Origin of the sequence: Thermodesulfovibrio sp. Kuro-1, assembly GCF_006538445.1 — a bacterium.
GTDB classification, from domain to species: Bacteria; Nitrospirota; Thermodesulfovibrionia; order Thermodesulfovibrionales; family Thermodesulfovibrionaceae; genus Thermodesulfovibrio; species Thermodesulfovibrio yellowstonii.
The window spans coordinates 208,502-233,699 of the sequence record NZ_BJKS01000001.1 but is presented as its reverse complement, the minus strand read 5'-3'; the positions used below and the strand labels follow the sequence as shown (position 1 = coordinate 233,699).

General features: G+C 38.4%; 25 protein-coding genes. 21 read left to right on the top strand and 4 right to left on the bottom strand.

Annotated features, from left to right (window positions below):
* The first annotated feature begins 63 nt into the window (after positions 1-63).
* The 21 genes from FLY87_RS01190 (at position 64) to FLY87_RS01085 (ending at position 21,742) form a co-directional block, all read left to right on the top strand.
* Positions 64-324: a TM1266 family iron-only hydrogenase system putative regulator gene (locus tag FLY87_RS01190; protein ID WP_141266135.1), complete on the top strand. Its 261-nt coding sequence runs from the start codon at positions 64-66 to the stop codon at positions 322-324.
* On the top strand, positions 321-1,739 hold the full coding sequence (locus FLY87_RS01185; RefSeq protein ID WP_141266134.1) for an aspartate ammonia-lyase: 1,419 nt from the start codon (positions 321-323) through the stop codon (positions 1,737-1,739). The genes FLY87_RS01190 and FLY87_RS01185 overlap by 4 nt, the downstream gene beginning before the upstream one ends.
* On the top strand, positions 1,736-3,241 hold the full coding sequence (gene hydG / locus FLY87_RS01180) for a [FeFe] hydrogenase H-cluster radical SAM maturase HydG (protein ID WP_012546878.1): 1,506 nt from the start codon (positions 1,736-1,738) through the stop codon (positions 3,239-3,241). Before FLY87_RS01185 ends, hydG begins: the two co-directional genes overlap by 4 nt.
* Positions 3,216-3,548 carry a hypothetical protein gene (locus FLY87_RS01175; protein WP_012545578.1) on the top strand — a complete coding sequence of 111 codons (333 nt, stop codon included), beginning with the start codon at positions 3,216-3,218 and terminating at the stop codon, positions 3,546-3,548. Before hydG ends, FLY87_RS01175 begins: the two co-directional genes overlap by 26 nt.
* On the top strand, positions 3,545-4,816 hold the full coding sequence (gene hydF, locus FLY87_RS01170) for a [FeFe] hydrogenase H-cluster maturation GTPase HydF (protein ID WP_141266133.1): 1,272 nt from the start codon (positions 3,545-3,547) through the stop codon (positions 4,814-4,816). The genes FLY87_RS01175 and hydF overlap by 4 nt, the downstream gene beginning before the upstream one ends.
* On the top strand, positions 4,809-5,801 hold the full coding sequence (gene hydE / locus FLY87_RS01165; RefSeq protein WP_141266132.1) for a [FeFe] hydrogenase H-cluster radical SAM maturase HydE: 993 nt from the start codon (positions 4,809-4,811) through the stop codon (positions 5,799-5,801). The genes hydF and hydE overlap by 8 nt, the downstream gene beginning before the upstream one ends.
* Before the next feature lie 391 nt (positions 5,802-6,192).
* Entirely contained in the window at positions 6,193-7,017 is an 825-nt protein-coding gene (nifH, locus tag FLY87_RS01160; RefSeq protein WP_012546613.1) for a nitrogenase iron protein, read from the top strand.
* Between the two features lie 17 nt (positions 7,018-7,034).
* The gene (nifD, locus tag FLY87_RS01155; RefSeq protein ID WP_141266131.1) at positions 7,035-8,474 is read left to right on the top strand and encodes a nitrogenase molybdenum-iron protein alpha chain; all 1,440 of its coding nucleotides are present in this window, start codon (positions 7,035-7,037) and stop codon (positions 8,472-8,474) included.
* Positions 8,471-9,982 carry a nitrogenase molybdenum-iron protein subunit beta gene (gene nifK / locus FLY87_RS01150; protein ID WP_012545394.1) on the top strand — a complete coding sequence of 504 codons (1,512 nt, stop codon included), beginning with the start codon at positions 8,471-8,473 and terminating at the stop codon, positions 9,980-9,982. Before nifD ends, nifK begins: the two co-directional genes overlap by 4 nt.
* Before the next feature lie 9 nt (positions 9,983-9,991).
* Entirely contained in the window at positions 9,992-12,547 is a 2,556-nt protein-coding gene (nifE, locus tag FLY87_RS01145) for a nitrogenase iron-molybdenum cofactor biosynthesis protein NifE (protein ID WP_141266130.1), read from the top strand.
* Entirely contained in the window at positions 12,547-12,948 is a 402-nt protein-coding gene (nifX, locus tag FLY87_RS01140; protein ID WP_012545689.1) for a nitrogen fixation protein NifX, read from the top strand. The genes nifE and nifX overlap by 1 nt, the downstream gene beginning before the upstream one ends.
* 2 nt (positions 12,949-12,950) lie before the next feature.
* Positions 12,951-13,268, top strand: a complete 318-nt coding sequence (locus tag FLY87_RS01135) for a P-II family nitrogen regulator (protein WP_012546547.1) — start codon at positions 12,951-12,953, stop codon at positions 13,266-13,268.
* The gene (locus FLY87_RS01130) at positions 13,265-13,684 is read left to right on the top strand and encodes a P-II family nitrogen regulator (RefSeq protein ID WP_012545421.1); all 420 of its coding nucleotides are present in this window, start codon (positions 13,265-13,267) and stop codon (positions 13,682-13,684) included. The genes FLY87_RS01135 and FLY87_RS01130 overlap by 4 nt, the downstream gene beginning before the upstream one ends.
* Positions 13,665-14,546: a nitrogenase cofactor biosynthesis protein NifB gene (nifB, locus tag FLY87_RS01125; RefSeq protein ID WP_012545348.1), complete on the top strand. Its 882-nt coding sequence runs from the start codon at positions 13,665-13,667 to the stop codon at positions 14,544-14,546. The genes FLY87_RS01130 and nifB overlap by 20 nt, the downstream gene beginning before the upstream one ends.
* Positions 14,547-14,774: 228 nt before the next feature.
* On the top strand, positions 14,775-16,121 hold the full coding sequence (locus FLY87_RS01120) for a methyl-accepting chemotaxis protein (RefSeq protein WP_012545572.1): 1,347 nt from the start codon (positions 14,775-14,777) through the stop codon (positions 16,119-16,121).
* 349 nt (positions 16,122-16,470) lie between these two features.
* Positions 16,471-17,307: a TorF family putative porin gene (locus FLY87_RS01115; RefSeq protein ID WP_012546145.1), complete on the top strand. Its 837-nt coding sequence runs from the start codon at positions 16,471-16,473 to the stop codon at positions 17,305-17,307.
* Positions 17,308-17,319: 12 nt separating this feature from the next.
* Entirely contained in the window at positions 17,320-18,663 is a 1,344-nt protein-coding gene (locus tag FLY87_RS01110; protein ID WP_028842530.1) for an ammonium transporter, read from the top strand.
* Positions 18,664-18,677: 14 nt separating this feature from the next.
* Complete coding sequence (locus FLY87_RS01105; protein ID WP_012545312.1) at positions 18,678-19,016, top strand: P-II family nitrogen regulator; 339 nt, start codon at positions 18,678-18,680, stop codon at positions 19,014-19,016.
* Between the two features lie 281 nt (positions 19,017-19,297).
* Entirely contained in the window at positions 19,298-19,438 is a 141-nt protein-coding gene (locus FLY87_RS10210; RefSeq protein WP_012546560.1) for a hypothetical protein, read from the top strand.
* Positions 19,439-19,533: 95 nt separating this feature from the next.
* On the top strand, positions 19,534-21,069 hold the full coding sequence (locus tag FLY87_RS10355; protein WP_012546159.1) for a sigma-54-dependent Fis family transcriptional regulator: 1,536 nt from the start codon (positions 19,534-19,536) through the stop codon (positions 21,067-21,069).
* Positions 21,053-21,742 (top strand): type 1 glutamine amidotransferase, encoded by a 690-nt coding sequence (locus tag FLY87_RS01085; protein WP_012545422.1) that lies wholly within the window; start codon positions 21,053-21,055, stop codon positions 21,740-21,742. The genes FLY87_RS10355 and FLY87_RS01085 overlap by 17 nt, the downstream gene beginning before the upstream one ends.
* Before the next feature lie 3 nt (positions 21,743-21,745).
* On the opposite strand, the gene FLY87_RS01080 is transcribed toward FLY87_RS01085, so the two are convergent.
* From FLY87_RS01080 to FLY87_RS01065, 4 genes are all read right to left on the bottom strand, one after another.
* Positions 21,746-22,135 (bottom strand): PIN domain-containing protein, encoded by a 390-nt coding sequence (locus FLY87_RS01080; protein WP_012546554.1) that lies wholly within the window; start codon positions 22,133-22,135, stop codon positions 21,746-21,748.
* Positions 22,128-22,493, bottom strand: a complete 366-nt coding sequence (locus tag FLY87_RS01075; RefSeq protein WP_164924865.1) for a hypothetical protein — start codon at positions 22,491-22,493, stop codon at positions 22,128-22,130. The genes FLY87_RS01080 and FLY87_RS01075 overlap by 8 nt, the downstream gene beginning before the upstream one ends.
* Before the next feature lie 136 nt (positions 22,494-22,629).
* The gene (locus FLY87_RS01070; RefSeq protein WP_012545213.1) at positions 22,630-24,438 is read right to left on the bottom strand and encodes an aldehyde ferredoxin oxidoreductase family protein; all 1,809 of its coding nucleotides are present in this window, start codon (positions 24,436-24,438) and stop codon (positions 22,630-22,632) included.
* Between the two features lie 10 nt (positions 24,439-24,448).
* Complete coding sequence (locus tag FLY87_RS01065; protein ID WP_012545542.1) at positions 24,449-25,123, bottom strand: 4Fe-4S dicluster domain-containing protein; 675 nt, start codon at positions 25,121-25,123, stop codon at positions 24,449-24,451.
* Positions 25,124-25,198: the final 75 nt, after the last annotated feature.

Here is a 25,198-nt window from a genome sequence, read left to right as displayed (position 1 = left end):
TGAGGAGAGGGTTTATAAAAGTTAAATAAAACCTGAGACAGAGGAAAAATCTGAGGTCAAGGGATGAATAGAAAGATTGGAATTGTTGGAATAATCGTAGCTGAAAGAAATAAAAATGCTCCTTTAGTAAACCAAATCCTCTCTGAGCATGCAGAGATAATTCTTGCCAGAATGGGAATACCTCAAAAAGAGACAGACACTGGCTTTATCTCACTTTTTGTAGAAGGAAACACGGACCGAATAGGCTCTCTTACAGGAAAGCTTGGAATGATAAAGGGTGTAATTGTAAAAAGCCTTCTTATCTCTGAAAAGGAGAAGAAATGATACGCATAGAGAGGGACTCTCTTGGTGAGTTTTCCATTCCGAAGAATGCCTACTACGGTATTCACGCCTTAAGAGCAAAGAAAAACTTTTCTGTAACGGGACAACCACCTCACAGGGAGCTCATATGGGCTATGGCTATTGTTAAGAAAGCATGTGCATGGGTTAACAGAGAGATTGGAATGCTTGAGGATAACAAGGCAGACTCAATTCTTAAAGCCTGCGATGAGCTGGCAGTAGGTAACTTAGATGGACAGATTATCGTTGATGCTCTTTCAGGTGGAGCAGGCACAACCCTTAATATGAATATTAACGAGGTTATTGCCAACAGAGCCCTTGAGCTTATGGGATTTGAAAAAGGTATCTACGATGTAATTCATCCCCTCCTTCACATAAATCTAAATCAGTCAACGAACGATGTTTTCCCCACAGCTGTAAAAACCGCGATTGTAAGGCTTCTGAGAGAGCTCGCAGATGAGGTTGCTTTACTTCAAGGTGAGTTTCAGAAAAAAGAAAAGGAATATGCAAAAATTCTTAAGGTTGGAAGAACTGAACTCCAGGATGCTGTTCCTGTTACAGTGGGGCAGGAGTTTTCTGCATGGGCAGAGGCTTTAAACAGGGACTGGTGGAGGCTGAATAAGGCAGTAGAAAGGGTTCGTCAGGTCAGTCTCGGCGGAACTGCTGTGGGCACAGGACTTAACTGTCCCAAAATTTTCATTGATATGGCAATAGAGAAACTTCGAGAATTTACAGGGCTTCCCCTTGCAAAAGCAGAGAATCTCTTTGAGGCAACTCAGAATACCGACTCTCTATCTGAAGTATCAGGATATCTTAAAACCTTAGCTTCAGACCTTATAAAAATCGCTTCAGATTTAAGGTTCTTAAGCTCTGGACCAAAAGCAGGAATAGGTGAGTTAAGGCTTCCTGCTGTTCAGGTTGGCTCATCAATAATGCCTGGAAAGGTAAATCCCGTTATTCCTGAGATGGTTACACAGGTTGGAATAAAAGTGATTGTATCAGACCATGCAGTAAGCTTTGCCTGTAGCATGGGAAATCTTGAGCTTAACCCGTTTCTACCGCTTATAGCACACGAACTTATTGGTTCTTTAAAGATGCTTAAGAGCTGTTCAACACTTTTCAGGGAGAGATGCATCTCAGAAATAACCGTTGATGAGGCAAGATGTAGAGAGCTTTTTGATAGAAGCTCCTGTATTATAACTGCCTTTTCTCCCTATCTTGGCTATGAAGTCTGTGCAGAGATTTACAAAGAGGCTTTAAGCACAGGCAAAAGAGTTGAAGAAATCCTGATTGAGAGAGGATTTTTCACAAAGGAAGAGATTGAGAGCATAACTCAACCACAGGAATTAACAACTCCCGGCTTTGCCGGGATTAAATACTTAAGGAGGCTTTTAAAATGAAAGCTGTTTTAGCAAAAGAGGAAAAAAACTGGATAAACAGCGTGATTAAGGAAGAAGAGATAGAAAAGTATATGGAAGGCGGGAGGGACTTCATAGACGATGAGGAAATCTGGGAAAAACTAAAGCAAAATCAGAATCCAGAACCATCCCGAATAAGGGATATACTTCAGAAATCCCTTTCAATTGAAACACTTCTTTCCGATGAGACAGCAGCTTTGCTTAATCTTAAAGACCCGGAACTCTGGCAAGAGGTTTTTGATGTAGCAGCAAAGGTAAAGAAAAAGGTTTATGACAACAGAATTGTCACATTCGCACCTCTTTACTGTGGAAATCTATGTGTGAATAACTGCGTTTACTGTGGTTTCAGAAGAGACAATCATGTGATTAAAAGAAGGGTGCTAACTCTTGAAGAAGTAAAAAGAGAGGCAGAGGTGCTTGCTGGTGAGATAGGACATAAAAGACTTATTGTTGTTTACGGTGAGCATCCTGCAACAGGAGTTCATTACATAAGAGATACGATAGAGACTATTTACTCTGTCAAGGTAAAAACAAAAAACGGATACGGGCAGATAAGAAGGGTTAATGTGAATGCCGCACCAATGAGCATAGATGAGTTAAAGATGCTTAAGGAAGTTGGAATCGGCACATATCAGGTCTTTCAGGAGACCTATCATCATGACACATACGCAAAGCTTCATCCTAAGGGAACAATTAAACACCACTATCAATGGAGGCTTTACTGCCATCACAGAGCCCTTGAAGCGGGAGTTGATGATGTGGCATTGGGAGTACTTTTTGGACTTTATGACTGGAGATTTGAGGTTATGGGACTTGTCTATCATGCAAGGGAGCTTGAGAAACGCTTTGGAATCGGTCCCCATACAATTTCTTTCCCACGGCTTGAGCCTGCAGCAAACACTCCCTTTGTGCAGGAGACAAGATATAAAGTTTCCGATGAGGACTTCAAAAAACTCATTGCAGTGATAAGACTTTCTGTTCCCTACACAGGCATGATACTTACTGCCCGAGAGCCTGCTCACATAAGAAGAGAAATCATAGCTTCAGGAATGATAACCCAGACAGATGCATCCACAAAAATAGGAATTGGTGCATACTCTGACCGTTACACAGAACAGGAGCTTGAGCGACAGCAGTTTGAGATTGGAGACCCCCGTAGCCTTGACGAAGTAATCAGAGAACTTGCAGAGATGGGTTTTATTACAAGCTTTTGCACAGCCGGTTACAGATGTGGAAGAACAGGAGATAGAATAATGAGTTTGCTTAAGACAGGAAAAGAGGCAGTATTCTGTAAACTCAATGCAGTGCTTACTTTCAGAGAATGGCTTGATGACTTTGCCTCTGAGCAGACAAAGGAGGCAGGAGAGAAAGTTATTCAGAAGGAGCTTGACGAGTTAAAGGCAAAAGTGCCTCATAAAGTTTACAACAAGCTCATTGAATACTACGGGAGGATTAAAAATGGCGAAAGAGACCTATATTTCTAAGGAGACTCTTCATTCTGAGCCATCCATTTGTCATTCTGAGCCGAAGGCTAAGAATCTCCTTCTTGAATTAAACAAAATAGCAGAGTTTGTCAAAGAAAAATACAATGCCCACATTTGGTTTGTAGAAATAATGGGAAAGAGACACTCATACATAGCCGGACACAAAGAAGACTCATTTCTTCCACCAGAGTTAATTTATATCAATGACAGATACGCTGCTGTCTCCAATGAATGGGAGAGAATCACCGAGAAAGATGAAATCATATCAACCATAAAAATGCTGCTTTCAAAGGAGACAACTCCATGAGTGTGCCAAAAAGTCAGAGACTTCATATAGCTCTCTTTGGAAGGACAAATGCAGGAAAATCATCCCTTATAAACGCTCTCACTGGTCAGTCTCTCGCGATTGTATCTGATGTTCCCGGAACAACTACAGACCCTGTAGCAAAAGCCATGGAGATTCTTCCTCTTGGACCGGTTGTTCTTATTGATACAGCAGGAATTGATGATGTGGGAAAACTTGGTGAATTAAGAAAAAAGAAATCCTATGAAGTGCTTGATAAGACAGACCTTGTTTTACTTGTAATTGACCCTGAAAAAGGGTTTGGAGAGTTTGAAAGGGATATAGTGAAAAAAGCAGAAGAAACAGGAACTCCTTTGATTTATGTTGTAAATAAAATAGATATCCATCCAGAAGCTAAGAAGTATGAGTTACCTGAACCTAAGGTTTTTGTAAGTGCTCTGACAGCTGAAGGCATAGTTGAGCTTAAACAGGCGATAGTAAATTATGCTCCAAAAGACTGGACTCTTCCTACAGTCTTGGGAGACTTGATAAATCCCGGAGATGTAGTAATATGCGTAATTCCCGTTGACAAGGCTGCTCCAAAGGGAAGACTTATACTGCCCCAGCAGATTGTAATAAGAGACATTATTGACAACGAGGCAATCGCTATGGTTGTAAAAGAAAGAGAGTTGCTTTATGCCCTAAGTTTACTCAATAAAAGACCTTCACTTGTAGTTACTGATGCCTCTGTTTACAATAAAGTTGCAGCAGATACACCCGCAGACATAAGGCTTACATCATTTTCAATTCTTTTTGCCCGTTACAAAGGAGATTTGCAGACACTTGTTGAGGGTGTTCTAACTGTAAAAAAACTAAAGCCAGGAGATAAAGTGCTCATAGCAGAGGCATGCACCCATCATCCTGTGGAGGATGACATTGGAAGAGTAAAAATTCCCCGCTGGCTAAGGGCACAGGTTGGAGGTGAGCTTGAGATTGAGGTAAAAGCTGGTAGTGGTCCACTTCCTGATAATCTCACTGAATACAGTCTCATTGTTCATTGTGGTGCCTGCATGCTCAATCGAAAGGAGATGCTTAGTAGAATTCTACAGGCTAAGCGGGCTGGTGTTCCTATTGTCAATTATGGTGTGATAATGGCTCACATTCACGGAGTTCTTCATAGGGCACTTTCTCCTTTTCCACACCTTCAGGGAATGATAGATGAAGCAGAAAAGGAGGTAAAAGCAGAGATAGAAATTTTAAAGAAAATAACAGAAAGAGCAATTTATGAATAGCCATGAAATTTCGGCTCTAACATCAAGTAAAGATAAAACCTCTCTTAAAGACTGGATACTTTATCTTTTAAGAGAGCTTCCTTTTGAGGAATTGGCTCGGATGGCTGATGATGTGAGAAAGCAAGTTCACGGAGATACAGTCCATCTTAGAGCAATAATAGAGTTTTCAAACTACTGTAAGTGTAACTGTCTTTTCTGTGGAATAAGAAGGGAAAACAGGAAACTCCCTCGTTACAGGATGAAAGAAGAAGAAATAGTTAAGGTAGCTACAGAGGCTGTAAAGGAAGGCTTCAAAACTATTGTTTTACAATCTGGAGAAGAGCCCTTCTGGAATGCTGAAAGACTGAGTAAAGTTGTAAGAGAGATTAAAAAACTCAATGTGGCAGTAACTCTGTCTGTAGGTGAGTTAAGTTACAATGATTACGTGGTTCTCAGAGAGGCTGGCGCAGATAGATATCTACTTAAGTTTGAAACTTCCGATGAAAAACTATTCAGGAGACTCAAGCCCGATACAACCTTAGACAGAAGAATTCAATGTCTGAGATGGCTTAAAAAGCTCGGCTATGAAACAGGCTCAGGCATCATAGTAGGACTTCCGGGACAAAGCATTGAGTCCCTTGCAGAGGATATAGCTCTTATGAAGGAGCTTGAACTTGACATGATTGGCATAGGACCATTTATCCCTCATCCAGACACACCTTTAACCTCATATCCTTTTGGTGATCCCCTCTTAACTCTAAAAGTTTTAGCCATCACGAGGCTTATCCTTCCCAAAGCAAATTTACCAGCAACCACAGCACTTGGAAGTCTTTCCTCCAGTATGAGGATTAAGGCATTTTACTGTGGAGCAAATGTTATTATGCCTGATGTCACTTCTGAAATATATAGAAATCTCTATGAAATATATCCGGGCAAAACTCAAGGTAAAAACTCTTACTCATACTGGAAAGACACTCTTAAGAGCGTAGGAAGAGATGTTTCATAAGTATCATTTCCATTTTAAGCCTCTTCAAAAACTCTTGTAGTTTATTGATTTCCAATAAATCACAAGTTTTTGAGCAGTCTCGGTAATTTTAAAAGAGATAAGACAAAAGTAGATGGCATCTATGTATTAAAAGTATCAGAAGTATTTGCGTTGATAAACTAAGAAAGCATGGTTATATAGATATGTAGATATAGAATTTTATTTTTATTAAATCATCAAATCAATAACATTTATTCAAAATTGTATTTTCCTACAAAAAACTCCTTTATACTCTACAAAAATGTAGATAATTTTGTTCCATATATTCTGAGAAATGAATAATTTCAGACATTTATATGCTGGCATGGAGTTTGATCACCAAATCTAATAAAAAGTTATTTGGAGGTCAAAAATGAGACAGATAGCAATTTACGGAAAAGGTGGTATTGGTAAATCAACAACCACTCAAAATACTGTTGCTGCTTTAGCAGAAGCAGGATATAAATGCATGATTGTAGGTTGTGATCCTAAGGCAGATGCTACGAGGCTGATTCTTCACAAAAAAAGTCAGGCAACAGTGATGGATTTAGCACGAGAGAGAGGCTCAGTAGAAGATCTTGAACTTGATGAAGTATTACTTGAAGGATTTAAAGGGGTTAAATGCGTTGAATCAGGTGGACCTGAGCCAGGAGTTGGCTGTGCTGGTAGAGGAGTAATAACGGCAATTAATTTCCTTGAGGAAAATGGAGCATATACCCCCGAGCTTGACTTTGTCTTTTATGATGTTCTTGGTGATGTTGTTTGTGGAGGCTTTGCAATGCCCATAAGAGAGGGAAAGGCAAGGGAAATTTACATAGTCACATCAGGTGAGATGATGGCAATTTATGCAGCAAACAATATTTCAAGGGGTATTTTAAAGTATGCCCAGAGTGGAGGGGTAAGACTTGGAGGCATAATCTGTAATTCAAGAAAAGTAGATAAAGAATATGACCTCGTTTCTGAGTTCGCAGTGAAACTTGGAACTCGACTTCTTCATTTTATTCCAAGAGACAATATGGTTCAGAAGGCAGAACTTAACAGGATGACTGTAGTTGAGTATGCACCTGCCCATCCCCAAGCTGATGAATACAGAGATCTGGCAAAAAAAATTGCTGAAAATAAGAATCTGTACATTCCAACTCCTCTTACAATGGATCAACTTGAGGGGTTATTAGCAAAGTATGGATTTTTAGAATAGAAAAGTAGGAGGAGAAAATGCTAAGAGTAATTGAGCAGGATACAGAAAAATTAATAGAAAAAATTATTGAAAATTATCCTGAAAAAACAAAGAAAGAAAGGAAAAAACATCTAATCTATAACGATCCTGAATGTACCTCTTCTATTTGCCAGATAAAATCAAATGTAAAGAGCCGTCCTGGTGTAATGACCTCCCGTGGATGTGCCTATGCAGGCTCAAAGGGTGTTGTATGGGGTCCTATAAAGGACATGATTCACATAAGTCACGGTCCTGTTGGTTGCGGTCAGTATAGTTGGTGGTCAAGAAGAAATTATTACACAGGTAAAACAGGCATAAATGCCTTTGGTGCAATGCATATTACCTCTGATTTTCAGGAAAATGACATAGTCTTTGGAGGAGATAAAAAGCTTGAACAACTATGCAGAGAGATTAGGGAGATTTTTCCATTGGCTAAAGGTATTAGTATCCAATGCGAATGTCCTGTAGGTCTTATTGGAGATGACATTGAAAGTGTTGCCCGTAAAATGACAAAGGAACTTGGAATACCCGTGATTCCAGTAAGATGCGAAGGCTTCCGTGGTATAAGTCAGTCCCTTGGACATCACATTGCCAATGATAGCATTAGAGATTGGGTTTTGGGTAAGGTTAAGGGAATTCTTGAAAAGGAAACTCCCTATGATGTTCTTATTCTTGGAGACTACAACATTAGTGGTGAGGCATGGTCTTCAAGAAAGATTCTTGAGGAGATGGGTTTGAGAGTTATTGCCCAGATTCCAGGGGATTGCACTCTCAATGAGCTTACAAACATGCCAAGACCGAAGCTTATTCTGGTTCACTGCTACAGGTCAACAAACTACATTGCCAGATATCTTGAGGAGAATTTTGGAATTCCCTGGATGGAGTATAACTTCTTTGGTCCCACAAAGATATACGAAAGCATGAGAAAGATTGCCAAAAGATTTGACGACAAAATAGTTGAGCAGACTGAAAGGGTCATTGAAAGATATAAACCCCTAATGGATTCAGTTATTGAACAGTATAGACCACGCCTTGAAGGAAAAAGAGTCATGCTCTATGTGGGAGGACTCCGTCCAAGACACATTGTCGGTGCCTATGAGGACTTGGGAATGGTTGTTGTTGCCACAGGTTATGAGTTTGCCCACAGAGATGACTATGAAAGAACCTATCCAGAGCTTCCTAAGAACTCTCTCATATACGATGACCCTCCCCATTACGAACTTGAGAACTTTGCCGATGCATTGAAGCCTGACTTGGTAGGCTCGGGAATAAAGGAAAAATATGTCTACCATAAGATGGGAATTCCTTTCAGACAGATGCATTCTTGGGATTACTCTGGTCCCTATCACGGCTTTGATGGTTTTCCTGTTTTTGCCCGAGACATGGACATGGCAGTAAATAACCCCTCATGGAAGCTTATAAGGAGGAAAGGAAGATGAAAGTTCAAGACCATGTAAAACTATACAGGAGAGAAGACTATGAAAAACTCTTCAGAGACAAAAGGGAGTTTGAATGCCCTTACTCTGAAGAGGAGGTAAAGAAGGTTGACGAGTATACAAAGACAGAGGAATACAAAGAGAAAAACTTTAACCGTAAGGCGCTTACAATCAATCCAGCTAAGGCATGCCAACCCCTTGGTGCAGTGCTATGTGCCTTAGGATTTAAGGACACTATGCCCTTTGTTCATGGCTCCCAAGGATGTGTTGCCTACTTTAGAAGCCACTTAAGCAGACATTTTAAAGAGCCTGTGCCTGCAGTTTCTACGTCAATGACTGAGGATGCTGCCGTATTCGGCGGCTTAAGTAACATGATTGAGGGGCTTGAGAATGCCTATGCCCTATATAAACCAAAGATGTTTGCAATTTCTACAACCTGTATGGCTGAGGTAATAGGGGATGACCTTAATGCCTTCATAAAAAAGGCAAAGCAGCAGGGTATTATTCCCGAAGACTTACCAACTCCTTATGCAAATACTCCAAGTTTTACAGGCTCTCACATAAACGGCTATGATGCCATGCTTAAAGGGATATTGAGTTACGCCACACAGGGATTGAGGACTATAAAGGGAGAAAAAATTAACCTAATTCTTGGCTTTGACACCTATTCAGGAAACTACAGAGAAATAAGGAGAATGCTAAATTTAATGGAAGTTCCCCATATAATTCTTGCAGACATAAGCGATAGCCTTGATTCTCCAAACTACGGTGATTACGAAATGTATCCAGGTGGAACTTCTCTCGAAGAATTAAAGGATTCTATAAACTCAAAGGCGACCATCGCCCTTCAGAAGTATTCAACCCTTAAAACAGGTGAATTCATAAAGGAATCCTGGGGACAGTCCTTTGTAAACATTCCCTATCCTGTAGGAATTAGAAACACAGACCTATTTATTGATACAGTGAAAGAACTCACAGGAAAAGAGATTCCTCAGGAACTAATTGAGGAGAGAGGTAGAGTAGTTGATGCAATTATTGACTCCTATGCCTATATTCATGGAAAACGATTTGCCCTTATTGGAGACCCTGACTTACTTCTTGGACTCCTTAGCTTTATTCTTGAACTTGGAGGAATTCCTGTTCATATTGTTTGCACTAATGGAGACGAAGACTTTGAAAGGGAAGCCTATGAAATTCTTAAGAGAGAACCACTCTTTGGTTCAGAAGGAAAGGTTTACATAAAAAAGGACATGTGGCATCTTAGGTCTCTTCTTTTTACTGAACCTGTTGACCTTCTGATTGGTAATTCTTACTGTAAAGCTCTCTGGAAAGACACTGGAATACCATTAATCAGAGTAGGCTTTCCGATTTTTGACAGACATCATATGCATAGATATCCAATCCTCGGTTATCAGGGAGCCCTCAACCTTCTTACATTAATGGTAAACACTGTTCTTGATGAGCTCGACAGGGAAACAAAGGATTCACCAAGCTTTGATGTAATTAGATAGGAGGATACTGTGTATCTTGAGACAATAGAAAAAAAGAGCGAAGAAAAACAGCGGAAACACAAAGTATGTCGCTCAAGGGGTGGTGAGTCCTGTGCCTTTGATGGAGCAATGATTGTGCTACAGCCCATTGCCGATGCAGTCCATTTAGTTCACGGTCCCATATCCTGCTCAGCTAACTCATGGGAAGGAAGGGGAACTCTATCAGACAGGGGTTCTTTCCATAAAAGGGGATTTACCACAGACCTAAGGGAGCTTGACCTTATCGTAGGAAGTGAGCAGAGGCTTCTTAAAGTAATAGAGGAGATTATAGAAGAGACTAATCCTCAGGCAGTATTTGTTTACTCAACCTGTGTTACAGGTTTACTCGGTGAGGACTTAGAGAGAATTTGTAGAGATGCCGAGAAAAAATTTGGAGTAGACATAATCCCCGTCAATGCACCTGGTTTCATCGGACCTAAGAACTTGGGAAACCGTATTGCCGGAGAGGTTTTGCTCGATTACGTAATAGGCAGAGAAGAGCCATCCTTTACAACTGATAGAGACATTAACATAATTGGCGAGTATAACATTGCCGGAGACCAATACCTTATTGAACCCCTACTTGAGGAAGCTGGATTTAGGATTCTTTCAAGAATAACTGGTAACTCTACCTACAGAGAGATAAAATGGGCACATAGAGCAAAGCTAAATGTGATTGTCTGTAGCCGAGCCCTTGTAAACATTGGAATTGAAATGGAGAAAAAATATGGAATTCCCTATGTGGAAGTCTCCTTTTTCGGAAAAACCGAGACTACTCAGGCATTAAGAAAGATAGCGAGTTTTCTCGATAAAGAGGGAACTTTAACTGAAAAAGTAGAGAGACTGATTCAGAGGGAGGAGGAAAAGCTTGAAGAGGGCTTAAAGAGATATGGAAACCTGATTGGTAAAAGGGCAGTCCTATACACAGGTGGAGTTAAGTCCTGGTCTATGGTTTCAGCTTTAAAGGACATAGGTATAGAGGTTGTAGGAGTAGGCACAAAAAAGAGCACCTATGACGATGAAGAGAAGATAAAGGAACTTGTAAGTGAAGACTGCCTGCTCTTTGAGGATACTTCGCCGGCAAATATTTTGAAAATTATGAAAGATAAGAAGGCAGAGATTCTTGTTGCCGGTGGAAGAAACCTATATCTCGGCGTTAAAGAGGGAATTCCTTTTGTTGACGTCAATCAGGAACGTCATAGGGCATACGCAGGCTACAGAGGACTCCTTAATCTTGCCGAAGATATAAGTAGAGCCATTGAATTTTACTCAAAAGATAAAAGTAATAGGAGACCACTATCAATAAAGTTAAAGAAGGGCTTTATAGACCCCCTTAAGAACTCTCCTTTTGTTGGTGCTGCTATGGCTTTGCAGGGAATAGACAGGACGGTGCCACTTCTACATACTGCACAGGGATGTAACTTCATTGGAAAGGTATTGCTTATAAAGCATTTTCGGGAACCGATAGTGATGAACACAACAAAGCTCTTTACTGAAGAAGTGGTCATGGGAGGAGAGGAAAAGCTAAAGAGCAATATTCTGAACTTTAAAAATAAGGGTGCCCAATTAGTTGCTGTAATTACCGGAGCTCTATCCCACATGAAAGGAGAGGACATTGAGGCTGTAATAACTCCACTAAGGGATGAGACCTTTAAAGTCCCACACATACCAATTCCTGATTATGAGGGTTCTCTTGAGTATGGTTATGCAAAGGCAGTTGAAGGAATTTTGAGTCTTATTCCTGAGTGTGCTTGCAGAAAGAAAAGGGGACAGATAAACGTTGTTACAGGAGGACATCTTACACCTGCTGATTTTTCCGAATTAAGGGAGATTGTTGAACTTTTCGGCTTAAAACCTCTTATTTTACCAGACCTTTCTCAGCTTGATGGAAGCAGAGGCTTTTCAGGAATTACTAAGGGAGGTATAACTCTCTCAGAGATAGAAGATATGGCTTCCTCAGAATTTACCGTAGTAATAGGAAGAAGCTTGAAGGGTGCAGGAGAGATACTTAAAGAAAAATTTGGAATTGAATACAAAGTCTTCGATAGCCTTATGGGAGTAAACTCAAATGATGAATTTTTCGAGTTTCTTTCCTTTTTAATCGGCAGGGAGGTACCTGAGAAGATTAAAAGACAAAGAAGAATACTAATTGACGGTATGAGAGATGCCCAGTTTTATGTGGCAGGAAGGAAGGCTGCAGTAGCTACAGAGCCTGATTTGGCATTAGGGCTTTCTGAAATTCTAAATGAAGCAGGATTAGATTTAGAGCTTGTTGTGCTTCCAATAGGCGGTGAAATTTTAGAGAAAATTCAGTCTAAGGAAGTCCTAATTGGAAGTCTCTATGACCTTGAAGGTGATTTTGAACTCCTTCTTTCAAACAGTCATGCCGAGGAGAAAGCAAGGAAGTTGGAAGTAGTGCTACTTGAGATAGGTTTTCCTGTTTACAAGAGCTTGGGATTAACTCACAAGGTCACAATTGGTTACAGGGGTAGCCTGAATCTTATAAACGAAATGGCTAATTTGTTGCTAAGAAAGGAGGTGCACTGATGAAAGTAGCCTTTGCATCTACAGACGGAATAAGGGTGAATGAGCACTTTGGACGTTCTGGTCAGTTTGTGGTCTATGAAGTTGAGGAAGAGGGATATAAATTTATGGAGATAAGAAAGTTTTCAGAAGGTAGAGATAGGGCAATAGAGGAGAGCAAGGATACTCCAGAAGTTCACAATGACCTTGTATGGGATAAAGTGAAGGCTCTATCGGACTGTAAAATCATTTACATGACTGAGATAGGACCGCCTTCTGCTGCAAGGCTCTCTCAGAAGGGAATTATGCCCCTTAAAGTAAAGGAGGGAAGCTCAATTGAAGAATGCCTTGAAAAACTTTACGAAACAATAAAAACATCGCCGCCACCATGGCTAAAAAAATTACTCAATAAAAAGGAGGAATAACTATGAAAATGATTAGAGCATTCATAAGACCAGAGAAAGAGCAGGAAGTAGTCCTTGCCCTTGAAGGCGCAGGATATCCATCTCTAACAAAGATGCCAGTCTTTGGAAGAGGTAAGCAGAAGGGACTGCAGGTTGGACCAGTTCATTACGATGAACTTCCAAAAACGCTTCTAATGATGGTTGTAGACGATGAGGATGTCGATAAAGTAGTAAAAATTATTGAAGATAAGGCTCGCACAGGATTCATTGGTGATGGAAAGATTTTTATAAGCCCTGTTGAAAAAGCCTTTACAATAAGAACAGGAAAGGAGGGACTATGAAAGAGATTGTGGCAATAATAAGAAGAGATAAAACACCTGTAACAAAGAAGGCACTGGAGGAACTTGGCTTTCCATCTCTTACTCTTCAAGGTGTTGAAGGTAGAGGAAAACAGAAAGGTGATGCCTGCATAGAAGAGCTTGACTCTGATTTGCCTGAAAGCTACTGCACTGCTGTGAAACTGAAACCAACTCCCTCAACCTATGCCCTTGAACACAGTCTTCCTAAGGTAGCCCTTTTTGTGCCTAAGAGAATGCTTACAATAATTGCTCCAGATGAAGTTGTGGAACTAATCATAAAGAAAATAATTGAAGTTAATAGAACAGGAAAGCACGGAGATGGAAAAATATTTATATGTCCAATACAAAAGACAGTTAGAATAAGAACAGGGGAGGAAAATGAAAAAGCAATCTCTTGAGGAAGGAGTAATCAATACACATCCCTGCTTTTCAGAGAGAGGTCATGAAAGATATGGAAGATTGCATCTTCCTGTAGCACCAGTCTGTAACATAAGTTGCAATTACTGTAATAGAAATTATGATTGCGTAAATGAATCAAGACCTGGAGTATCAAGTAGAATTATTACACCATTGGAAGCTTTAAAAAGAGTGTTAGTAGCAACTGAGAGAGATAGAATCTCTGTTATTGGAGTAGCAGGTCCAGGGGATCCTCTTGCTAATGAGTCAACTTTTAATTTTTTTAAACTTGTAAGGAAAGAGTTTCCTAATATTTTTCTCTGTCTTTCAACCAATGGACTTCTTTTACCTAAGAAAGTAGAAGTTTTACAGGATTTAGGAATTTTTACGGTTACAGTGACAATTAATGCCATTAATCCTTCTACTGCAGAAAAGATTTATGCTTGGATTTTGTACGATGGGAAGTTAATGAAGGGCAGAGAAGCTTCTGAATATCTTCTTGAGAACCAATGGAATGGCTTGGAAATGCTTACGGACAGAGGTTTCTGTGTAAAGGTAAATTCTGTGTTAATTCCAGGAGTAAATGAGAGAGAGATTGAAAATATTGCCGAAAGAGCAAGAAGGCTTAAAGCTAAAGTGATGAACATCATTCCTCTTATACCAAACGGGAAAATGATTAATTTACAAAAGCCATCCTGTCAGGTATTAGAAGATATTAGAAAGGTTTGCGAAAAACATATAAGACAGATCAGACACTGCAGGCAATGCAGAGCAGATGCTTTTGGTAGTCTTGAAGAAGATAAAGATATTGAGCTTGAATTAATAAATAATGCTTTAGCTTTTGACTACTGTGAATCAGTTTAGTATTTTACCAGGCATAAAAGGATAAATTTTAAAACCTCTTCCCTCCAATCTTTTATCCTTTATGCCAGGTATTTAATTTTACAAAAATGCAAATTCATACAAAAATGTAGAATTTTTCACTACTAATCTTCTTGAATTTCTTAATTTTTTATATGGCATAACAATTGAAATAAAAAAAAGAAATATTTGAAGTTTTTAAAATGTATGAAATTTTAAAGGAGGGCTAAAATGTTTGGAACTTTATCAAAATTAATGAATAAAAGAAATGGAAAAAGCTATCAAAATCAACAAGGAAATAATAATGAATTAATGGAAAAAATTTTAAGTAAATCTATTGAACTTGTTGATCTTTCTCCTCTAATTGAAAAAGAAGCAGAGGTTTTAAAATCAGGCACAGAAAAAATTGATGGAGTAGTTAATCTTGTTTCAAAGGAGATGGATGCAGTCAGGACAGTATTAGAGGAAGTTTCCATTTCTGCTACCGAAAATTTAAAAAGAGTATTCAGGGTAAGTGAAAATATAACCCTTACTAAGGAGAGTTTTAAGGAAACAGAAACAAGCATGCTTTCAATTAAACAGGCTGTTGAAACTCTGGTATCTACTACATTGAGTGTATACGATGCTATTAAAATGATTTCATCTCTTGCCACAACAATAAAGGAAATCGCAGATAAAACCGAACTATTATCCCTTAATGCATCTATAGAAGCTGCTCGTGCTGGCGAACATGGTAGAGGCTTTGCAATCGTAGCAGAGGAAGTAGGAAAACTCGCCCATGCAACTATGTCAGCAACAAAAGATGTTTCATCAAAAACCAAAAATATATTCTCTCTTATTGAAAAAATAAAGATTGAAACTAATATTATTGAAAAACAGGTGCAGAAAACCTATGTTAAGGTTACTGAAAATAGAAAGAAATTTGAATCCATAGATACTCCTCTTGAAGAGCTTGTCCGAAATGCTGAAAAATTAGAAAATGTGTCAGATAATTTAAAAAATACAGTTGACAATGTGGAACAATCGTTATATGTATTGTCGAATTTCGTAAAAAATGCCGTGCTTTCCTCAAATAATCTAAAAGGATTTGCAAATAAACTCCATACATTATCGGAAGAACAGATTTTAGATATAGGAAAAGTAAGAAGCAGAATTCATAAATATGCCAGAGAGATTGTAGAAAACGCAACTCTTTCAAGGGAGCTTAAATCAATGTTTCATTTCACTATGGAGCAATATCTTAGAGAATTAATTTATCAATATGATATTTTTGAACTTCTCTATGTCACAGATGAAAAAGGTGTTCAAATAACTGAAAATGTGTCAAGAGGAGAGTTCAAAGCCCAATATGGTTCTACAGGATATGGTGAAGACTGGTCAAATAGAAAATGGTTTATAGAGGCAAAAAAAAGGCTTTCAACTTATATTTCCGATATTTATATTTCAGTTGCTACAAATTCTTACTGCTTTACAGTCTCTTCTCCCATATTTAATGAAAAAGGAGAGTTTATAGGAGTTTTAGGAGCAGATGTTGATTTAAGAAAAATAATTGAGTTTGGAAATCAGAGAATAGTTTAATAAAAGAATGCTTTCTCTATTATTATGAAAAGCGCCTGAATCTTCAATATTTTTTCATTTATCTTCCCTTTGTCATTCTGAACGAAGTGAAGAATCTCTTCACGTCCAAGGGAAAAGACCTTTCGCTTTACCTCAGTATGACTCTTTCAGGACAAGTTTTCGTATTCATCAAGGGGGACGAAATGGAATAGTTAATATAATTGAATAGCCTCTATGAAGATATTTACAAAATTGTAAAGTTCTACATAATTGTAATTTCTTTTGTTTTAAAAAATCTTTAAATTTCAAAGAGTTTTATCTGGCACGAATTTAGCTTTTATAAATAAAAAAACTCAATGGAGGTGCTGTTATGAGACATTTTAAGTATTTAGTATCGGTAGTCTTGGTTATTTTCTTTTCTTTTTCCTTGGCAATGGCAGAGGAAGTTAAAAAAGAAGAACCAAAACAGGAGGACAAAGTAACGGGTAGTGTTTCTGCAGGAATTTACAGCAGGTACATATTTCGTGGTTATGAACTTAGTTCAGGTAGCGTTGTAATTCAACCATCTGTTACAGTTTCTTACAAGGGTTTTTCTGTGAATTACTGGGGAAACATTGATACAAATGAAAGACAAACCCAGAGTTTTGTTCCAGACAGACCAAGCAGAAAAAGCTTTAATGAGTCTGACCTTACACTGAGTTATACTTATCCAATTGATAAACTTTCTTTGACAGGTGGTTATATCTACTATGGAACAAAATATACTGATGAAACAGAGGAAGTTTTTTTAAGTGCAAGTTATGATATTATTTCAAAACCTACACTTACAATTTACCGTGACATCTCTGCATATCCAGGCACCTATGTGAATCTGTCCTTTTCTCATTCTTTTGAGGTTTACAAAGACATAACCCTTGACCTTGCAGCATCCTTTGGCTATTTCAAGGGCGATGATTCTTACTGGAGAACCTATGACAGTAGCACAGGAGAATACACAGGCAAAAAATACAGTGCTTTTCACGATGGAAAGCTTCAGGCAGGCTTTACAATACCAGTTATGAAAAATGTAACTGTTCAGCCAGTGGTTCAATACTGGTTTCCTCTTTCAAACAAGGCAAAAAGAGTTGTTGATGGCAGTTCTTATAATCACAATGGACATCTTGATGACACATGGGTAGCAGGCGTAGGTATTACTTTTAGCTTTTAAAGGAGGGAAAAAATGAAACGATTGATTACAATATTTTTACTTATTTTGATGGTATTAGCGTTATCAACAAACATAATATTTGCTGAAGGAGATATTCCTCAGCCGCAAGCCCAACCTGGGCTAACAGGGCAGACAGCACAGCCTCAGCCAAAGCTTGATACAGGTGATACTGCATGGATGATTGTAGCAACAGCTCTTGTTATGCTGATGACAGTGCCAGGACTTGCACTGTTTTACGGTGGTTTGGCTAAAAGAAAGGATGTGCTTAACACTATTGCTATGAGCTTTGTAGCCTATTGCTTGGCAAGTTTCCTATGGATAGCCTATGGATACAGCTTAGCTTTCTCAGGTGATATTGGTGGAATAATTGGACAGTTTAATAAAGCTTTTTTGAGCGAGGTAAAGATTGATTCATTGCAGGGAACTATACCAGAGGTTTTGTTCTCAATATTTCAGCTTACCTTTGCTGCAATTACAGTAGCTTTGATTAGTGGAGCCTACATTGAAAGAATGAAGTTTTCAGCATGGGTGCTCTTTACAATTCTTTGGATGAGCCTTGTCTATGTTCCTATTGCTCACTGGGTATGGGGTGGAGGATTTCTTGCAAAGATGGGAGCTCTTGATTTTGCTGGTGGAACAGTTGTTCATATTAATGCAGGGGTCGCTGCTTTAGTTGGAGTTCTCATACTTGGTAAAAGAAAAAATACTCTGCTTGTTCCAAATAACCTTACTCTGGTTGCAATTGGTGCTGCGCTTCTTTGGTTTGGATGGTTTGGATTTAACGCGGGAAGTGCAGCTGCATCAAACGGGCTTGCTGCACAGGCATTCATAAACACAAATACAGCTACAGCAGTAGCAGCACTTGCTTGGATGTTTACAGAGTGGGCAGTGACAAAGAAACCTACTGTGCTTGGACTTGCATCAGGTATGATAGCAGGTCTTGTTGCAATTACTCCTGCTGCAGGCTTTGTAAATATCATTGGTTCAATAATAATTGGAGCTCTGGCAGGATTTATATGCTACTTCAGCGTAACAGCAATGAAACCAAAGCTTGGTTATGACGATGCCCTTGATGTATTTGGAATTCACGGTGTTGCAGGAATAATTGGTGCAATTTTAACAGGAGTTTTTGCAGACCCTGCAATTAATGAGGCTGGTAAAGGACTTCTTTACGGAAATCCAGAACAGCTATGGACACAGACAATTGCAGTGGTAGTAACAATAGTTTACACAGCAATAATGACTGCGTTAATATTCTTAGTGATTAGAATATTCATGAAGATTAGAGTTACTGAGGAAGAGGAAATTATAGGACTTGATTCATCTCAGCATAGTGAAAGGGCGTATAACCTATAAAAAGGAGGAATACGATGAAAAAGATTGAGGCAATAATTAAACCCTTTAAATTTGAAGAAGTAAAAGAAGCCCTTGTTCTCGCAGGTATTCAGGGAATGACAGTTACAGATGTAAAGGGTTTTGGTAGGCAGAAAGGACATGTAGAGATTTATAGAGGTAGTGAACTTGAGGTTTTATTTATACCCAAGATAAAGATTGAGGTTGTTGTGCCAGATAGCCTTGTAGAAAAGGTAGTTAAAGTCATACAGGAAAAAGCATACACTGGCAATGTGGGTGATGGTAAGATATTTATTATTCCTGTTGAAGATGCAGTAAGAATCAGAACAAAAGAAAAGGGTGAACAGGCAGTTTGATATTCGGTCTTTGCATTACAAGGCAGGCTCTACCATGCCTGCCTTTTTTATTGCTTTCTGCTTACAATTTTTTATTGTGCTATAATTTTATAGTATGGAGAAAATTAAAAAACTCTCAGGACTTTTTAGAAAATATAACGTAGCCCTTGCCTATGTGTTTGGTTCTCAAAAGAAAAGGGCTATAAATACTTTATTCAGATTTATATAATGAACTATCTGAATTTTTTAAGCCTTATACATTAGATTTAGTTTTTCTTTAGGAATGCCATAGCTTACTACAAATGGAAGCAATTGAAGGTGAGTGTATCTATAAGATTTCAGACCAATTCAAAGAAAATTACGAAATGCAGATTTTAAGGAAGTATCCAGATGTTAAATATTTATTTGATAAATATTTTGAAGAGGCTTTGGATGAATATTAAATAGATGGTAAATTGACTCCTATATCTATTGTCTCTTCCATTTCTTAACCGCAAATGTTATAATAGTTTATCGGCAATTGTTTGCCGTCCAATGTATGACCAGACATAAAAACATAGAATTGAAGGCACTTTTTGAGGTAAGCAGAGTTTTAACGTCTTCCTTTGACCTTGCGCAAAATCTATATTCTGTCCTTGAAATTTTATCAAAAGAGCTTGATATGAGAAGAGGTAGTATTTTTATCTTTGATAAAAAGACAGAAGAAATCAGTATTGTTGCTGCCTATGGATTAACTCAAGAAGAGATGAGCAGAGGAAGATATAGAATTGGTGAAGGTATTGTAGGCAAAGTTATAGAGACAGGGTTGCCGATGTTTATTCCAGATATAGAGAAAGAACCTCAGTTTCTTAATAAAACAGGAAGTAGACCTAATAAAAAAGGCATTTCTTTTCTTTGTGTTCCTATAAGAATAGAGGATGAAATACTTGGTGTTATATCTGCTGACAGAATTTATGCTGAAGAGCAAGGAGATGTGGATGATGACTTAAGAGTGCTTTCTGTGGTTGCCTCTTTAATTGGACAGTTTATCAAATTATGGGAAAGCTATAAAATCATGGAAGATGAAAATATTATTCTGAGAGCTCAGCTTAAGGACAGATACAATTTTCCCAATCTTGTTGGACAGTCACCTTCTTTTCAGGCAGTTCTTAAAACAGTAATGAAAGTTGCTTCAACAGATGCCACAGTGCTACTGTTTGGAGAATCTGGCACAGGTAAGGAGCTTATAGCAAAGACAATTCATTTTCAAAGTAAAAGAGCAAAGGGACCCTTTGTTGCAATAAACTGTGCAGCAATTCCAGAAAATCTTCTTGAGGCAGAACTTTTTGGTTCAGAAAAAGGTGCATTCACAGGTGCTGTAAAAAGAATTGGTAAATTTGAACAGGCAAATGGAGGCACTATTTTTCTTGATGAAATAGCAGAGTTACCACTCTCACTTCAGCCAAAGCTACTGAGGGTGCTTCAGGAAAGAACAGTTGAGCCTCTTGGTTCATCAAAAACTATTAGGGTAGATGTAAGACTCATATCAGCTACAAACAAAGACCTCTCAGAGGAAATAAGAAAGGGAAACTTCAGGGAAGACCTATTCTGGAGGCTTAATGTTATTCCAATTTATATTCCACCTCTAAGAGAAAGAAAAGAGGATATTCCTCTGCTTGTGGAGTACTATCTTAAGAGTTTCTGCAATATTTATAGAAAATCTGTTTCAATTGATGAAGAAGCCTTAAAAGTGCTTGTTTCCTATGATTGGCCCGGAAATGTAAGAGAACTTGCAAACACTATAGAAAGGCTTGTTGTCATGACAGAGAGTAGTAAAATAAAGGTCTACGACCTTCCTGATACTGTTAGAGGGGTTTTTAAATTAAAGCCCTATTCCTTAGGAGATTTAAAGCTTCCCACAGAGGTTGAGGAACTTGAAAGAATTAGAATAATGGATACGCTGCCAAAATTTAATTTCAATATAAGAAAAACCGCACAGGCTTTGGGTCTTACTGAAAGGCAGCTTAATTATAGAATAAAAAAATACGGAATTATTATAAAAAAGGGAGTAAATTTACATGATAGCGATAATTAAGAATATAAAGACAGAAGGTCCTGGCAGTATAGAGAATTATTTAGTTGAGAATTCCACGCCTTATAAAATTTTTGAATCAGAAGATGGCGATACACCCTCAACTCTTGAGGGCTATAGCGGTTTAATAGTAATGGGTGGACCTATGGGGGTTTATGAGATGGATAAATATCCCCATCTTAAGGTGGTTTCAAGGCTTATAAGAGAGGCAATAAATAGAAATCTAAAGGTGCTTGGAATATGTCTTGGCGCTCAGCTCATTGCCTATACACTCGGTGCAAAGGTATATAAAGGACATGGCGAAGAAATAGGCTGGCATGATATAGAACTTACCGGTGATGGTTTAAGGGACCCTGTAATGATTTCTCTTGCAAAGCATCCTTCTGTTGGTGATGTATGGAGAAAATTTAAAGTATTTCACTGGCACGGAGATACCTTTGATTTGCCTATTGGGGCAGTGCATCTTGCAAAGTCTTCAGTCTATGAAAATCAGGCATTTAGATACAAAGATAATGTCTATGCTTTGCAGTTTCATATTGAAGTAACAAAAGAGATGCTAATTGAATGGTTTGAAGACCATCCTTTAAAAGAGCAGATTCTTACTGAAGCAGAAAAAATGCTCTCCGAATACTCTCAGCGAGCAAAGAATTTTTATAAAGCTTTCTGGGGCGAATAAATTTTATTTGATTGAAAGCAGGTTATTGTCAAATGTGAGAATTTCTGCTTTAAGTTTGCCAGAATAATAAATTAATGAAGCATCTGTAAAACTTAAAAGAAATTGAGAATTTTCCATGATTTTTAATATTTCTTCCCTAGGTGGTATTTCATTAATTATCATTATTGTATTGAAAAAATCATTAATTATTCTGAATAAATTTGATGAGAGCATATTTTGTTCTCTTGCTCTTCTGCATATAACAGTTACTGTTTCTTGAAAAACTAAGAAATTAGAAGCAAATATACCTTCAGTTTGCACAAAAAGTTCTAAAGCTCTTTTATGGTGAACATCTTTTGAAGACAGAAAAGCAACAATAAAAGAGGTATCAAGAAGATAGAAATTTTCATTCATATATATTTTTCTTGTCCTCTATCGCATTCCCTTGAAGACTGAGGCTACCGATAAAGGATTTTAAAAGATTTTTGTTGCCTTTACCAACAACTATCGGAAACCCTAAGGCGCGAAAAATACGAACAGCATCATGTGTAACAAAATCAAGTATAGTAAAATCATGTCCTAAATCTTCTAAAACAAATAACAAAGCTTTTTTAATAGGAATAAGTTTTCCTTCTAAAACAAGATAATAATTGGAAGTTTGCCCTTTTTGCGGATAAGATTCTTCTTTGTATTTTGATAAAATTTTTAAAACATCATCTTTACATATAGTTATTTTTTTTCCCCGCAACGTAAACTCTTTTTTTTCTTCCACTATTAACAAATTAACACCTCCATAAAAGTTTTATTAATAAATATACTATATTTATTTTTGGAATGGCAAGATAAAACTTTAATGCCAGCCCGAGCCTAAAGAACTTCTGAAATAAAAAAAGAAATAAAATAATCTACTAACTAATAATTTTATCCAGCTCAAGTTCCTTTAATTTAGCCTCCGTAGGTTTGGTGGTTTCAGGATCCCAACCTCTTTCTTTGTAATATTGAGTTAGCATGTCACGGAACTTAGCCCTATCAAGTACAGCACCTTTTTTCGGTCCTATTGTGAAGGCATCTTCAAAAAAGCGGTCAGGTAACCAATCATCTTCTCTTCGGAAGCCCTCACAGTAGTTGAAGAGCTTTTCTAAGTTAAAGACTCTCTCTCCTGCCTTAAGAAACTGTGCTCTGTCATATTCAACTCCTGTTATTGCACTGAGCATGGAAATTATTGGTTCTTCATAGACTTTATCCATGGCAGCGAATAAACATACTCCTGTTGAGTCAATCATAGCCCTAAAATTCTGCGCTTCAACACTGTCACCATTTAAGTGACATCCACCCCTGTTTGCAGTAGCATAGCAGAGTGCTCTTGGCGGATTTGCTTGAATGTTGTGGGCAGCAAGCTCAAGTCCTTTTACATGTATGGCAAACTTTTCACTACCCTGACCAATTTTTTGAAATAATGCCTTTACACCCTTTGAGGCAAGGTCTCCGATCCCGTCTCTGTATGCAATTTTTTGTACTATGGCAAGGGTTGCATCAACGCTTCCCCATTTAAGCTCAATTCCGTCAAGGAATTTTCTATTAATCATTCCCTTTTCATAGGCTTCCATTAGAAATCCGATAACTGCTCCAGTTGAAATTGCGTCTAAACCAAGGTCATCAACATTATAGATTATCTTGAGTAAACCAGCCATGTCTGATATTAAAAGATTAGAGCCAAGCATTGTTCCGGTTTCATACTCTGGCCCATCATGAACAATACCACCATATTTACCCTTTGTGCGGCCGCTCTTTTTGCAGGCAAGTGGGCAATACATACAGGCAATATCCCTTACCCAGACATCCCTTCTTGCTGCCTCTGCACCAATTTTATATGCTTCCGGGAAAGTGCCTTCTCTGAAGTTACGCACTGTTTCTGTGCCTTGATCACTACTTTTTACAATATAGCCAGCTGTTCCATAGGATCTCCAGTTTTTTGTATTAGGAGAGTTGTTTAACACTAATCTGGCTTTTTCAAGAATTTCAATAAATTTTTTATGATGAGCAACATCGGGCTGCTTACTTCCCTTTACTGCAATAGCTTTTAAATTTTTTGAACCCATAACACATCCCACCCCGCCACGACCTGCTGCACGGGTAGAAGTGTGAAGTATGGAGGCATATCGGACAAGATTTTCACCAGCTGGTCCAATGTATACTGTTTTATATCTTCTGTCTTTGAGTTCTTCCAAAATTGCCTTGTCAAAGGCATCTGTCCGCATGCCTTTAAATTTCTTAGCATCACGAATTTCTACCTTATCGTCATCTATCACAATGTAGCAGAGAGAGTTTGCTTTACCAGTAATTACAATTCCATCATAACCTGCAAACCTAAGCTCAGGACCGAAGAATCCACCAATATTTGAGTATGTGAGAGTTGATGCATGTGGATAGGGAGAATGCACAGGAGATGTTATAGGTGATTTTGTAACCACACAGGTTCTTGATGAAGAAGGAACAGGAAATCCAGAAAAGGGACCTGTCATGAAAATGAGAGGATTTTCAGGGGAAAGTGGGTCAACTCCGGGTTTTTGCAGATGATTCCATAAAATTTTTACTCCTAAACCCCGTCCTCCGATAAATTTGGCAAGGTCTTCCTCAGGGATTTCCCTTTTTTCAATCTTGCCGGTCGTAAGGTTTATGTAAAGCAATTTACCATAATATCCCTTAATTGAACTCATTTTACGCCTCCTAAATTACTTTGCCATACCACTGTTTTGAAAGCTCAGTGGCAATCTTTTTGGGTGATTTACCGTAAAATTTGCTACTGGTTTTAACCTCAACAACAGAAAGAGCATTGAAGGGACAGTGTTTTACACATTGAGGCTCTCCTCCACAGAGGTTACATGTGGGGCGAGGTTTTCCTGTCTGAGGGTCAAGCTCAATAACACCAGTTCTTTGCTCAGCACAGGCTTTTGCACAGCTTCCGCAGGCAATACAGCGTTTGGGGTCATTCTGAATGGTTTGAGTTTTCTCATCCCTATAAATGGCTCTCCGCCCTGTCTTTGGCTCTGGCTCAACAGGACAGGCTTTAACGCAGGGTGCATCAGGACACATGTTGCACACATTGGGGATGTCCACGTCTGGATTAAAGCTATGCACACGTATTCTTGAATACACAGGGTTTCCAAGCCCTGGAAGACTTTTACCATTAACTATAACAGGATTGTGATAGGCTGAGCAGACTGCCTCACAGGTTCTACATCCAGTGCATTTAGTATAGTCAACAAGCACCATTTTTAAAGTTTTCTTTTTACTATCAGCCCATGCTAAAGAATGAATTCCAAATTTGTTAGCAAGCAAAAGAGTGGCACCAGCTCCAGCAGCCTTTATAAATTCCCTCCTTGTAAAGTTTTTTCCCTTCATCTTAGCCTCCTGAATGATGGAATCTATGATTAATTATACACTTTTTAGCATGAAATTAAATTAGAACACTTATTA